At 56.3% G+C, this 13062-nt stretch carries 11 protein-coding genes and 1 riboswitch; of the genes, 2 read left to right on the plus strand and 9 right to left on the minus strand.

Annotated features, from left to right (window positions below; translation table 11 throughout):
- Positions 1–541: HAD family hydrolase (locus B3Y70_RS15535; RefSeq protein ID WP_288590057.1), on the plus strand; the 541-nt coding region annotated here is incomplete at its 5' end.
- A gap of 158 nt (positions 542–699) precedes the next feature.
- Here the strand turns inward: B3Y70_RS15535 and B3Y70_RS15540 are convergent.
- Genes B3Y70_RS15540 through B3Y70_RS15550 form a run of 3 tightly spaced genes read right to left on the minus strand, consistent with a single transcriptional unit; the run spans position 700 to position 3233 of the window.
- Positions 700–1896: a class I SAM-dependent rRNA methyltransferase gene (locus B3Y70_RS15540; RefSeq protein WP_273031132.1), complete on the minus strand. Its 1197-nt coding sequence runs from the start codon at positions 1894–1896 to the stop codon at positions 700–702.
- A 6-nt stretch (positions 1897–1902) separates the two neighbouring features.
- On the minus strand, positions 1903–2295 hold the full coding sequence (gene gcvH, locus B3Y70_RS15545) for a glycine cleavage system protein GcvH (RefSeq protein ID WP_011784330.1): 393 nt from the start codon (positions 2293–2295) through the stop codon (positions 1903–1905).
- A 47-nt stretch (positions 2296–2342) separates the two neighbouring features.
- Positions 2343–3233, minus strand: coding sequence for a LysR family transcriptional regulator (locus B3Y70_RS15550; RefSeq protein WP_273031131.1), 891 nt, complete (start codon positions 3231–3233; stop codon positions 2343–2345).
- Between the two features lie 113 nt (positions 3234–3346).
- Between B3Y70_RS15550 and metE the strand changes: the two genes are divergently transcribed.
- Positions 3347–5617, plus strand: coding sequence for a 5-methyltetrahydropteroyltriglutamate--homocysteine S-methyltransferase (gene metE / locus B3Y70_RS15555; RefSeq protein ID WP_286895120.1), 2271 nt, complete (start codon positions 3347–3349; stop codon positions 5615–5617).
- Positions 5618–5680: 63 nt separating this feature from the next.
- Here metE and B3Y70_RS15560 read toward each other — a convergent pair whose 3' ends face one another.
- The 6 genes from B3Y70_RS15560 to thiC all read right to left on the minus strand — a co-directional run bounded on the left by B3Y70_RS15560 (position 5681) and on the right by thiC (position 12581).
- Positions 5681–6271 (minus strand): DUF2931 family protein, encoded by a 591-nt coding sequence (locus B3Y70_RS15560; protein ID WP_273031128.1) that lies wholly within the window; start codon positions 6269–6271, stop codon positions 5681–5683.
- Positions 6272–6295: 24 nt separating this feature from the next.
- Positions 6296–8356, minus strand: a complete 2061-nt coding sequence (locus B3Y70_RS15565) for a T6SS phospholipase effector Tle1-like catalytic domain-containing protein (protein ID WP_273031127.1) — start codon at positions 8354–8356, stop codon at positions 6296–6298.
- Positions 8357–8469: 113 nt separating this feature from the next.
- Positions 8470–9276 carry a 3',5'-cyclic-AMP phosphodiesterase gene (cpdA, locus tag B3Y70_RS15570; RefSeq protein WP_286895117.1) on the minus strand — a complete coding sequence of 269 codons (807 nt, stop codon included), beginning with the start codon at positions 9274–9276 and terminating at the stop codon, positions 8470–8472.
- 210 nt (positions 9277–9486) lie between these two features.
- On the minus strand, positions 9487–9972 hold the full coding sequence (locus B3Y70_RS15575) for a DUF1249 domain-containing protein (protein WP_023010963.1): 486 nt from the start codon (positions 9970–9972) through the stop codon (positions 9487–9489).
- Positions 9969–10589 (minus strand): NUDIX domain-containing protein, encoded by a 621-nt coding sequence (locus tag B3Y70_RS15580; protein ID WP_153741307.1) that lies wholly within the window; start codon positions 10587–10589, stop codon positions 9969–9971. Before B3Y70_RS15580 ends, B3Y70_RS15575 begins: the two co-directional genes overlap by 4 nt.
- 114 nt (positions 10590–10703) lie before the next feature.
- On the minus strand, positions 10704–12581 hold the full coding sequence (gene thiC, locus B3Y70_RS15585) for a phosphomethylpyrimidine synthase ThiC (protein WP_153741306.1): 1878 nt from the start codon (positions 12579–12581) through the stop codon (positions 10704–10706).
- Positions 12582–12661: 80 nt separating this feature from the next.
- Positions 12662–12775: riboswitch (TPP riboswitch) on the minus strand.
- Positions 12776–13062: the final 287 nt, after the last annotated feature.

Raw genomic sequence — 13062 nt, forward strand, 5'->3', positions numbered from 1 at the left:
CAACGACCGCTTCTATCAGGAATATCTGAATGGAGAGCTGGATGTTTTCCATTACCAGCGCTTTGTCCTGGCCCCCCTCACCCGCCACAATCTGGAAGAGCTTGAAGGCTGGCGGGCTGCTTTCATGGCCAAGAAGGTGCAGCCGATGATGCTGGACAAGGCGGTGAAGTTACTCGCGGATCATCGCGAGCGGGGCCATACGCTGATGATCATTACGGCAACCAGCCGTTTTATTACCGAACCTATCGCCGAAATGCTGGGAGTGGATCATTTGATTGCCACTGAGCCAGAGCTGGTGAACGGGAAATTCACGGGTGAAGTGGCGGGCACACCGAGTTTTCAGGAGGGCAAGGTGGAGCGGCTGAATGACTGGCTGACTGCCCACGGTGAGAGCCTCGAAGGTGCCTGGTTCTACAGCGACTCCCACAATGATTTGCCGCTGTTGCGGAAGGTGGACAATCCCGTGGCGGTGGACCCGGACCCTACCCTGGAGAAAACGGCAATTGAGAATGGCTGGGCGGTGATGTCTTTGCGGGATTGATCTGGGCTGGTGCTACCGGACCGGCCTGGGGCAGGGAGGGTTCTTCCGGGATACGCTGTGAATACATCCATGTACGCTCGACAAAATCATCCATGATTTTGACGATCCCGGAAGAACCCTCCCTACCCAAGGCCTAAGCTTTTATCGGGTCTGGCAACTCACAGAAATCCAGTCAACGACCGCACAAAGCAGGACTTGATATAGTCCGTCTCCGGAATGCCCGGTACGATCGGATGATCCGGCGCCTGGTGACCCTGTTCCAGCAACTGCACAAACCGGTCGATCTTGCGGCCGCTGCTACGAATAATATCGATCAGCTTTTCCTGGGAAAGGTGCATGGAACAGGAGGCCGACACCAGTAGTCCGTCACGCTCCAGCAGCCGGAGCCCCAATTGATTCAACCGGGCATAGGCCTGCTCACCGGCTTTCTGGTCCCGGCGGCGCGGGATCAAGGCAGGAGGGTCCAGCACCACGATGTCGAATTTTTCCTTTTCGTCCGCCAGGGCTTTCAGGGCATCAAAGGCATCGCCTTCAATGGTATCCACGTTTTCCAGCCCATTCAGTTTGGCGTTGTGGTGTACCGCATCTACAGCGGCTGAGGATGCATCCACACAGGTCACTTGGGATGCGCCAGCGCAAGCGGCCTGAATGCCCCAACCGCCCACGTAACTGAATACATCGAGAACTTTTTTGCCGGGCGCGTAGGCCTGCAGGCGCTGGCGATTCATGCGGTGGTCATAGAACCAGCCGGTTTTCTGGCCGCCCGCCAAGGGCACTTCAAAGCGGGCGCCGTTTTCTTCCACCAGCACAGTGTCGGCTTCCGGACCGTGGGCAAACTCCACGTAAGTATCCAGCCCTTCTACTTTGCGCATTTTGCCATCGTTCTTCAGCACGATGATGCGGGCATGAGCCAGGCGCTGGACGGCACGTACGATGGCGTCTTTCATCTGTTCCATGCCGGCCGTGGAGATCTGCACTACGACGACATCATCAAACCGGTCTACCACCAGGCCAGACAGACCATCGCTGTCGCCAAATACCCAACGATAGAAGGGCTTATCGAACAATCGTTCCCGCAGACTCAGTGCCGCCTCCATGCGATCGGTCAGCCGCTTGGGCGTCATGCCGTGAGCGGCATCACGACTGATCAACCGGCCGCAGATCAGGGCATGGGGGTTCACAAACGCCACCCCCATCGGTTTGTCGTTCGATGCCCGAACCTGCACCTGCGCGCCGGGCTGAAACTCCGTCAGCGGGCTGCGGCGGGTATCCACCTCGTTGCTGTACACCCACAAATGACCGGCCCGGAGACGACGTTCTGCGCCTTTGCGCAGGTAGAGAACGGGAAAATCCATCAACAGTTATTCCTCAGCGGCCACATGTTCAGCGTAGGCAGCCGCATCCATGAGGCCTTCCAGCTCGCCTTCGTCGGCCAGCTTTACCTTGAACATCCAGCCATCTCCGTAGGGGTCTTCGTTCACAATTTCCGGCTCGTCTTCGAGCTTTTCGTTGATCTCAATGACCTCGCCGGTTACCGGACTGAATACGTCTGAGGCGGATTTCACGGATTCCGCCACGCCAGCTTCTTCGCCGCCGTTTACGGTTGCGCCCATTTCCGGCACGCCGATGTAGACCACGTCGCCCAGCTGCTCCTGGGCGAAATCGGTGATGCCCACGGTGGCTGTGCCGTCGGCATCCACGCGCACCCACTGGTGAGTTTCGATGTACTTCAGATCAGAAGGGATTTCACTCATGATTTGTGTGTCCTGTAATAATTTTCCGCGCAGTTTAACCGAAGAGATTAGTTCCAGCGAATGCTGCGGGCCAGCTTCACGAACGCGTTCAGGTAATCCACCGCCTCGTCCCGCTCCCGGAAACCCAGAAAAATCTGTTTTGGCATACCCTTCTGCCCCAGTTTCAGGGCTCTGATGGGCATAGTGCGGGCATATTCATCCACCAGCCAGCGTGGTAGCGCACTTACCCCGCGCCCGGCGGCAACCATCTGCAACATGATATCGGTGGTTTCAATGGTCTTGTGGCGGGCCGGTGCGGTATGAGCGGGCAGGAAAAACCGTGTGAAGATGTCCAGACGCTCCACGGCTACCGGATAAGTGATCAGGGTTTCTTTTTCTAGATGATGGGGTTCTACCCATTTTTCACCGGCCAGTGAATGATCATCCGGTACTACCAACACCTGCTCGTAATCAAACACAGGAGCAAAACTCACGCCTGGCTTATGCAACGGGTCAGGGGTGACGAGCAAGTCGATGTCATGACCAAACAGCGCACCCATGCCACCGAACTGAAACTCCTGTTTCACATCTACATCGACGTCTGGCCACTGCTGCAAGTAAGGACCTACTACTTTCAAAAGCCATTGATAGCAGGGATGACACTCCATACCCACTCGCAAGCTGCCGCGCTGGCCCCGGGCAATCTGGTGAATCTGCATCTCAGCGTGTTCAAACTGCGGCAGCAACCGGTTGGCCAATGCCAGCAACTGAACGCCAGCTTGGGTAAAACGCAACTGGCGCCCCTCGCGGAGCCAGACCGACGTACCCAGTTGTTGCTCCAGCTTACGAATAGCGTGGGACAGCGCCGACTGGGTGAGGTGCAGCTGTTCCGCTGCCGCCGTCAGGGAGCCCTGGCGCTCCACAGCTCGCACAATCTCCAGGTGGTGCCGTTCGACCATGCCCTCTCCGTGAATTATTTTCATGATTCGGTGAAATAATACCATTTTTATTCATGGAAAAGCCCACCTAATCTTGAGGACTCAGTCAACACACAGGATTCAAGGATTCGATCATGGCAACCACACACAACCTCGGCTTCCCACGTATCGGTAGTCAGCGGGAACTGAAATTTGCACTGGAGGATTACTGGGGCGGCCGGCAAAACGAACAGGACCTGGCCATCACGGCGGCCGATCTGCGCAGGCGCCACTGGCAGCAACAGGCCGGGCTGGATTACGTGCCGGTGGGCGATTTTTCCCTTTACGACCAGGTGCTGGATATGTCCGTCACTCTGGGAAACCTCCCCATCCGGGCCGCCAGCAAAGAATGCTCGGAGCTGGACGCTTACTTCCGTGCCGCACGTGGCCGGGGTGCCAATGATAGCCCCTGCTGCGCCACTGCCGCTGGCGAGATGACCAAGTGGTTTGACACCAACTACCACTATATTGTGCCGGAGCTGACAGCTGACACTCACTTTGAACTCAATCCGGAACGACTGTTAACACAACTGTCCGAAGCACGGAAACAGGGACTCAACGCAAAACCCGTGATTATTGGCCCGGTGACCTATCTCTGGCTGGGAAAAAGCTCGGATGGAAGCAATCCTCTGGATTTGCTGGAGCGCCTGCTACCGGTGTACTCCCAACTCCTGGAAGCCCTGGCGGATGCCGGTGCGGAATGGGTTCAGATTGACGAACCTGCGCTGGTCACGGATCTGGACGCCAACTGGCGTTATGCCTTTAACCTGGCTTACCACCAGCTCAAAGCGAACCGCCCGAAACTGCTATTAGCCACCTATTTCGGCGAGCTCAGGGACAATCTTCAACTGGCGTGCGAATTGCCCGTTGCAGGCCTGCACATTGATGCTATCAGCGCCCCGGCTGAAGTCAGTCGCGTGGCGGACTGGCTACCTAGCCACAAGGTGCTTTCGCTCGGGGTGGTCAATGGTCGCAACATCTGGAAATCGGATCTGAACAGCACTCTGGGCTGGTTGGAGCCCCTGAACGAAAAACTGGGCCAACGTCTGTGGCTGGCACCGTCCTGCTCGCTCCTGCATGTCCCTGTCGACCTCTCCCGGGAACAGGAGCTTGATAGCGACATCCGCAACTGGCTGGCGTTTGCGGTTCAGAAACTCGACGAACTGCAGATTCTTGCCAGAGCACTGAACGAGGGCCGCAGCAGCGTGCGCGCCGAGCTGGCAGACAATCAATTGGCCATTGATAGCCGCCGAAACTCCCATCGCGTGACCAATCCGGAGGTTCGAAAGGCCGTTGCAGCCGCCACATCTGAGCTTGGCAATCGCCAGAGCCCCTACCCTCAGCGAATCGCCCGCCAGCGGGAGAGACTAAACCTGCCCGCCTTCCCGACCACGACTATCGGATCTTTCCCACAAACCCGCGAGATTCGACAGGCGCGGCTGCAATTCCGTAAGGGCGAGCTGAGCGAACAGGCTTACATCGAACAAATGCGAGCAGAAATTGTTCGCTGCGTGGAAGCGCAGGAAAAGCTCGGACTGGATGTTCTGGTACACGGCGAACCGGAACGTAACGACATGGTGGAATACTTTGGCGAGCAACTGGACGGCTATGCCTTCACGCGCTTCGGCTGGGTTCAGTCTTACGGTTCGCGCTGCGTGAAACCGCCGATTCTGTTTGGCGATATCCGCCGACCCCAGGCCATGACCGTGGAATGGATCCGCTATGCCCAGTCGCTGACGGACAAACCAGTGAAAGGGATGCTGACCGGCCCGGTGACGATTCTGAACTGGTCTTTCGTGCGGGATGATCAGCCTCGCAAGGATTCCTGCCTGCAACTGGCCCTGGCGATTCGCGAGGAGGTTCAGGATCTGGAACAAGCCGGCGTGAACATCATCCAGATCGACGAAGCCGCTCTGCGCGAGGGCCTGCCGCTGAGACAGTCGGACTGGGCAACGTATCTGGAGTGGGCGATCAACAGCTTCCGCATCGCCGCCAACGGCGTGGATGACAGCACCCAGATCCATACCCATATGTGCTACTCGGAGTTCAACGACATCATCGAAGCCATTGCCCGTATGGATGCCGATGTCATCACCATCGAGACCTCACGGTCAGACATGGAACTGCTGGATGCTTTCCGGAGCTTTGAATACCCCAACGACATTGGACCGGGCGTATACGACATTCATTCGCCCAACATTCCGGACAAGGAACACATCATCAACCTGATGACTCTGGCGGCTGAACGTATCCCCGCAGAACGGCTGTGGATTAACCCGGACTGCGGCCTGAAAACGCGGAAATGGGAAGAAGTGACGCCGGCACTGGAAACCATGGTGGCGGCAGCGAGGGAGCTCAGAAACTAGATTTTACAAACTGCAATCTGCGGGTGCGGCCAGGAAAACGCACCCGCAGATTTAGCGGTGCGACTACCACTTGTCGAGCTGCAGGCCATGCTCTTCCAGGTAATCGCCATGCTCTTCCAGATAAGATGCTGTGGCACTGGCAAAGTCATCGGGGTCACCATCAACCTCAGTGGCTGATACACGCATCACCTCCACTGCGTTACTTCGCTGGCTCATCATCCACATTACGACCTGGCCGCCGGGGGCCAGCCCAAGTACCAGTGAGCTCCGAGGCCTCAAGCCGGTTGTTCCGTCCGGATATGAGTGTGCGGCTGGCTTACGCATCTTGTCTTGAAGACCCTCCGGAACACGAATCAACGAGAAATAGAATTTTTGCTCTGCAAATGAAAACCAATGAAGGGCGATCAGACTGGGGAAGGGATTCATCTCCCCACCTGAGCCCACTGGACCGCCAGCACCACTCCAACAACAACCTACCTGCCCACCCAGGGGTGCTCGCCAACTCCGTACGCCCGGCTTCTCAAGATGTGCATTTATCAACCACGCATCATAACGGTCTGGTGCTGCAGCACGGATACTCCAATGCTGATTTTCCTTTATGGAAGAGGCACATCCGGCGAGAGCGAGGCTGAATACAACAACAATCATTCTCATCAATGACTCCATAATTCAAACCTTTCAACGATTCGGATAGATTGTGCGTTGGCCAGATGCCTCTGGAGCATTGGGACTAAAATTTCGTCCGAAGCGCAGTGTTGCTGTCGCTCCAAACAGCCCGGTTTTGAGCGGGTTATAGTGGGCGGAATAGTGAGTATACCGTTGCCGGATCAAATCCCGTTGATCAGGTGCTAGGGAGACCTTCTCAGCACCGGCAGTAATTTGCGCCAGCATATCTTCCGCAATAGACACCAGCTCCCTTGGCACTCGTGTTTCTTCGCTGCTATCGAAATCGAAAAATGGCACCCCAGCCTTCGACGCGAGCCCATGCATTATTTGCAAAGGAACTCTGGAGTACCCTCCAAGTATCTGTCGAACCATCCGCAGGGCAAGCTCAACTCGACCGTCAGGCGCTGGATGAGAAGATATTTCCTTATAGACGCTGAGCTCTGCCGGGCCATCATCTTTCAGACTTCGAGGTAAAGGAGCATGTTCGCCCGATTTTGGCACGGGCAGACTGTAACGGCCCACCCATCCTTCGGACCGTTTATTCACCATCAATGCCTCAAGGCTGTCCCACTCTATAGTTTGTTCCGGCCATCGGTTCCGCTCAGATGGAATCAAATGGAAGGGGCTGACTAACACATCTTCACGCTGACTACCTGGATATCCACCACCGATGTCCGAGTGCGCGCCAGGCAAACTGATTTCCGTGAAGTTTGCAGGCAATGCTCCGTCTTCATCTCTCAGACTATTCAAAGCAAAGTTTTCTCGGCATTCATCTTCAGCCACCAAATGCACCGCTTGTTGAACATTCGATGGGTCTAGGTAAACATTCACTGGAGCATTTCGTTCGTTATCAGGCCGAAAATCTAATGCCGCAGGATTAATAACTGCTGCGACAGTATCGAACAAACCAACAAAGCGTATAGAAATACTTTCTGGCCAAGCTAGACGCTCTTTTACAAACGCTCGGCCGAGCGCACCTCCAGCTCCACGAGTTATCTCATACGCAATATGCCTCGCGGCTGCAGCACCACGACTAAATCCAAACAAATCAAAAGTGACTGATGTGATAGTGCTGCCCAGCTCTCTGGATCCGATCTGCAACGCGATTTCTTTGCATGCCCGCTCAGTCTGACTAACGATTCCCGTCTCGCCCATACCCGAGACGGATCCCACCAATGAATCAGCCTGGCCCGTTTTGGTCCCTATCCCTGGCGTGTAGACCCAAAACCTGTGATGGCTTCCGTTGTGGCCAGCTTTCACGGAAGTTCCGTATAAATCCCGTAGCTTCGCCACATTACTCGGCGCATTGGCATAACTCCCACCCATTGCCAGAGACAATCGATACTCACACTCCTCCAGGGAAATATCGCCGCGCTCAAAGGCCTCAACGCACTCGGTCGCCACGCGCTCCTCCAGTTCCCTGGAGTTTTCAGCATTGTTGAGGGTGCCATCAGTAAAGATGCCGATTTCGAGATGGATTTCCGGAGGTGCTTCGGTGGTGGAAGATTCGGTCGTCTTGGTCAATGAAGACACAGGCAAGACGTTATTCGAAAATAAACTGGCTGCGCCGCCGGGTTGAACGTCTTGCCGCAAAGCCTGCTCGCGCTGTTTAAGACGATACTCCATGGCGAAAGAGCCTGAAGGCAGGCTTCCCACACCCATACTGCCCTGAGCACTCAAATCTCCCGGAGTAATACCGTGCTGATTCAGAGCGTTTACTCCGGCGATGATTTCGGGATCGACTCCGGCCTCTGTCACTTGCCAACGACCCTCGCCTCTCTCCCCCTCACGCCAACGCACGACGGGTGAGGATGGTGCTCCATCAATACTGTCAAAAACCAGAAGAAGTCGCCCATCCCGTATTTCCCGGAGGACATTTTCGATATGCGTATTGCGCTGTTCCTTAAACGCACGTGCTCCCAGACCGTAAGTTGCCGGCCGTCCAAGCAGACGCTCAAGGTTCAGGTTGGGGTCGTTCTGAATAAAACTGCGGGCTTTCTCTAAGGCAAAGAAGGGCGATTCCAGCCCTGGCAGATCTGCAGCCTGCAGATCCTGAGGTTGTATGATTTTCATTGTGTGTCATCCGTTGACGGGTGCTGATCTTCCCTGTGAAATCCCCTTCACAGGGTTGTCATATTATCAAAGCCGTCAACGTAAACCGTGATCTGCCTTCAGTCAGGCCCGAATCAGTACCCGGTACTCTTCTCATCCAGGTCAAACTCGAAACTGTCCGCTCGGCGGACTTCCGTTTTGAAGCATCCCGAGGGGTCAAGTTCCAGCCAGCGATAGCCGGGGGCCAAAGGCTCCACGGCAAAGTCGCTGGATCCTGTGGCAAACTGGATGCAGGTGGAGGGTGTAGCCAGCAGACAAGCACCATTGCGCTGCTGTTCAAGCTCTTGATGGATATGGCCCCATAGCACCACACGAACCTGCGGATGCCGGTCAATCACCTGCCAGAAGGCGTCCCGGTTTTTGAGCCCGATTTTTTCCATCCAGTCTGAGCCGATATCCACCGGGTGGTGGTGCAGGCTAACCACAGCAGGCATCTCTGGTTGCTCGGACAAAGCCCTGTCGAGAAAACTCAGCTCATCGGCCGAAAGCTCTCCAAACACCTTGCTGTGTACCGAGGAATCGAGCATGACAAACTGCCAGCCGCCCTGGATCCATTGTTTCTGATCAGAGCCGGACTCCGCCGCAATGGAAGATAAGAGCGCGGAATCGTCATGATTGCCAGCAATCCAGAGCGAGGGGCAATCAAACGCCTTCAGTTGTTCAGCGAAATAGCGATACGCCTCCGGCGATGCATCCTGGGTGAGATCTCCGGTGGCAAGAATCAGGTCGGGCTGGCCGTGATTGCGAAGCACTTCGTCAATCACCGCCGCCAGGCTGTCACGGGTGTTGACTCCCAGCAAGGCGCCATCCGCAGACGCCATCAGGTGCGGATCGGTAAGCTGCAACACATTGAGTGGGCGCGCCGTTGTGGGTTTGGTCATGCCAGGCCTGTTCTGTTTTCTGCAAGCAGTTGATAATCCAGACAAGTGTACGATGGCTTAGTTCAGATTGATTGTTCACGAATGGAAGGTGGATCACATTCTGACCAGCGGCACGCTATATTTTGCAGTATTTGACAACTCTGCCACAGGTCCGACAACCGGCTTTATAGACTTTCGGCGAACTGAGAAACCGTGCAGAGATGATGTCTTTCAATCGATGCCTTCGCCCGCCGACCAGGCTGCATGCTCCATCGGCAGGTGCCCGAAACGCAGGCAGTAGTCCAGCCAATCGGCCAGGAAGCCGTTCACCTGAACCTTTTCATCCGGGTGATGCATAAACCGGTTCGGATAGTCATTCACGGGCGCAATCTGTCGCTGCCGGTAGCAGCTGATTACTTCGGCCATCAGGGCGTCGTGGTATACGCGCACTGTCATCCGCGGGTTATTCAGCCACCGACCACTATTGTGAACTTGTTCCAGCAACAGGGTTTCGGTGAATCTGGCCGTCTGCAGTACTTCAATCCGCACCCGGCCCAGGTACTGGTTCTCCCGGTGCAGTTCGAACTCACATACGGGCTTGCCATCCACCTCAAGCTGGCGCAGCTTGCGCAGGCGCTGATAGTTGCCGTCGCAGAGTGCCCCCAACTGGCGCAGGTCCGGCACATACTGCCTGGGCCGTTTTACCCACTCCGTCATGCTTGCCACTCCCGCCGCAAACGCTCCCGGTTCAGTTGCAGCCACTGGATGGCAATAATCGCGGCGGCGTTATTGATGCGGCCATCAGCAATCATGGCAAAGCATTCATCCGCTGACACCACGTGGCTGAGAATGTCCTCGTGCTCATGTTCCATACCGAAAACACCACCAGCCTCGGCGGTGCTGATCTGACCGCAATACAGGTGGATCATTTCCGTGGTACCGCCTGGGGACACCAGGTAATCGCAGATCTTGTCCAGGCGACTGAAACTCAGCCCAGCCTCTTCCTGACCTTCTCGCTGAGCCACCTCTTCCGGGCTCTCACCATCCTCATTCATACCAGCAACAAGCTCCAGTAACCAGGGGGACTGATTACGGCCGAGCGCACCCAGACGAAACTGCTCCAGAAGTACAACCTCGTCGCGCCCCGGATCGTATGGCAGCACGCAGGTGGCATCACCTCGGATGAACAGTTCCCGGCTAAAAACGGGCATGTCGCGGCCATCGAAGCGCGGATGTGTCAGCCAGAGTTTGTCCATGCGGAAGAAGCCCTGGAACACAGTTTCGCGCATTTCAACTTTGACATCACTGGCGTTGAACTGGAATGGTTTTGGCATTACTGCTTCCGGTTGCACATTCGGCCTTGAACGATAGCCGGAGCCACGGCGGGGTGCAAGTTAACACCCCGCCAGGCTCGGATTCACGCTATGGCGGAAGCATGCAGATGCGGGTCAGACCTTGTCGTAGATCTTGCTGCCTGATTCCACGAATTCCCGCGATTTCGCCTGCATACCGGCGTCAATCGCCGATACCTCATCAATGCCTTGCTCTGCCGCGTAGTCCCGGACTTCCTGGGAGATCTTCATGGAGCAGAACTTAGGCCCGCACATGGAGCAGAAATGCGCCACCTTGGCCGATTCCTTGGGAAGGGTTTCGTCGTGGTAGGCGCGGGCGGTGTCCGGGTCCAGGCCGAGGTTGAACTGGTCTTCCCAGCGGAACTCGAAGCGGGCCTTGGACAGCGCGTTGTCGCGGATCTGGGCGCCTGGGTGGCCTTTGGCGAGATCGGCAGCGTGGGCGGCGATTTTGTAGGTGATGATGCCGGTTTTTACGTCGTCTTTGTTGGGCAGGCCCAGATGCTCTTTCGGGGTGACGTAGCAGAGCATGGCGCAGCCATACCAGCCGATCATCGCCGCGCCGATGCCGGAGGTGATGTGGTCATAGCCCGGGGCAATATCCGTGGTCAACGGGCCGAGGGTGTAGAACGGCGCCTCGTCGCAGCATTCCAGCTGCTTATCCATGTTTTCTTTGATCAGGTGCATGGGCACGTGGCCGGGGCCTTCGATCATGCACTGGACGTCGTGTTTCCAGGCAATTTTGGTCAGCTCACCCAGGGTTTCCAGTTCGCCGAACTGGGCTGCGTCGTTGGCGTCGGCGATGGAGCCGGGGCGCAGGCCGTCGCCAAGGCTGAAAGAGACATCGTAGGCTTTCATGATTTCGCAGATGTCTTCGAAATGCTCATACAGGAAGCTTTCTTTGTGGTGCGCCAGGCACCACTTGGCCATGATGGAACCACCCCGGGAAACGATGCCGGTGGTGCGTTTGGCGGTGAGGGGCACGTGGTGTAAACGAACACCCGCGTGGATGGTGAAGTAATCCACGCCTTGCTCGGCTTGTTCGACCAGGGTGTCCCGGAAGATTTCCCAGGTCAGGTCTTCCGCAACGCCGCCCACCTTTTCCAGCGCCTGATAGATAGGCACGGTGCCGATGGGAACCGGGGAGTTGCGGATGATCCATTCGCGGGTTTCGTGGATGTTCTTGCCGGTAGACAGGTCCATCACCGTATCGGAACCCCAGCGGATCCCCCAGGTCAGTTTTTCTACTTCGTCTTCGATGGACGAGGTCACCGCCGAGTTGCCGATGTTGCCGTTGATTTTCACCAAAAAGTTGCGACCGATGATCATCGGCTCGGTTTCCGGGTGGTTGATGTTGGCGGGAATGATGGCTCGGCCGCGGGCCACTTCGTCCCGAACAAACTCGGGAGTGATTTCAGGCGGCAGGTTAGCACCGAAGGACTGGCCGGGGTGCTGGTCCGCCAGCAAGCCGTTGGCCCGGGCTTCCTGCAGTTTCATGTTTTCCCGGATGGCAACGTATTCCATCTCCGGTGTAATGATGCCCTGGCGAGCATAGTGCATCTGGGATACGTTTCGTCCGGGCTTGGCGCGCAGTGGCTTTCGCTCGTCCATAAACCGAAGGGGATCAAGCTGAGGGTCTTTCATGCGGCGGCGGGTGAATTCGGAGGTGTAGCCGTCCAGTTGCTCTACATCGCCCCGTTCGGCAATCCAGGCGGCACGAACCGGCGGCAAGCCCTTACGCAGATCAATAGTGGCTTCCGGGTCTGTGTAGGGCCCGGAGGTGTCGTACACCACCACTGGCGGGTTCTTTTCGCCACCCATTTCAGTGGGGGTGTCGCCCACGGTAATTTCCCGCATTGGCACCCGCAGATCAGGTCGGCTACCCTGCACGTATATTTTTCGTGAGCTTGGTAATGGTTTGATTGCTGCGGAGTCTACTTTTGCGGAGTCGCTGAGGTATGCTGGTAAGTCCGTCATGAAATGCTCCCGGTTGCTCTTGTGGTATCGGGTCGCGTATGACGGAGTTGCGACAAATAGCCCTACAGGCATGGTGTCGCGGTTCATCTGGCCTTAATCCCTACGCCGGTATTATCCGGATCAGGTCGCGGGTTCTGCGTTGCAATCTCAGCCGATCGCCAGTTTATGGCGAATCAGCACCCCGTCAAGACGCGATTCTGAATTGGTTTGCCCACAAAATACGTGGACTTAGCAAGTCTAGAGACGGGAACGATTATTGTCCATAATGGTCAACCAATACCTTTGGGTCATTGCCGGGCAGATTCCCGGAGTCAGTATTTCAGGAGAACCAATGAAAAAACGTTTACTTCCAGGATTGATCACCCTGCTCGCAGCCCAGCCTGCGCTTGCTCTGGATCTGATGGAAACCTACGAGAAAGCCCTGTCTTATGACTCCGGCATTGCCTCTGCCATGGCACAGTTCCAGGCACAGCAGGCAACC

This window comes from Marinobacter sp. UBA5687, assembly GCF_002420325.1.
GTDB classification, from domain to species: Bacteria; Pseudomonadota; Gammaproteobacteria; order Pseudomonadales; family Oleiphilaceae; genus Marinobacter; species Marinobacter nauticus.

Excerpts from the sequence above, each read along its gene's own strand:
- B3Y70_RS15540 (WP_273031132.1), bottom strand. The coding sequence starts at position 1,896 with ATGGATTTTCCCGTTCTCTACCTGCGCAAAGGCGCAGAACGTCGTCTC.
- gcvH (WP_011784330.1), bottom strand. The coding sequence starts at position 2,295 with ATGAGTGAAATCCCTTCTGATCTGAAGTACATCGAAACTCACCAGTGG.
- B3Y70_RS15550 (WP_273031131.1), bottom strand. The coding sequence starts at position 3,233 with ATGGTCGAACGGCACCACCTGGAGATTGTGCGAGCTGTGGAGCGCCAG.
- metE (WP_286895120.1), top strand. The coding sequence starts at position 3,347 with ATGGCAACCACACACAACCTCGGCTTCCCACGTATCGGTAGTCAGCGG.
- B3Y70_RS15560 (WP_273031128.1), bottom strand. The coding sequence starts at position 6,271 with ATGAGAATGATTGTTGTTGTATTCAGCCTCGCTCTCGCCGGATGTGCC.
- B3Y70_RS15565 (WP_273031127.1), bottom strand. The coding sequence starts at position 8,356 with ATGAAAATCATACAACCTCAGGATCTGCAGGCTGCAGATCTGCCAGGG.
- cpdA (WP_286895117.1), bottom strand. The coding sequence starts at position 9,276 with ATGACCAAACCCACAACGGCGCGCCCACTCAATGTGTTGCAGCTTACC.
- B3Y70_RS15575 (WP_023010963.1), bottom strand. The coding sequence starts at position 9,972 with ATGACGGAGTGGGTAAAACGGCCCAGGCAGTATGTGCCGGACCTGCGC.
- B3Y70_RS15580 (WP_153741307.1), bottom strand. The coding sequence starts at position 10,589 with ATGCCAAAACCATTCCAGTTCAACGCCAGTGATGTCAAAGTTGAAATG.
- thiC (WP_153741306.1), bottom strand. The coding sequence starts at position 12,581 with ATGACGGACTTACCAGCATACCTCAGCGACTCCGCAAAAGTAGACTCC.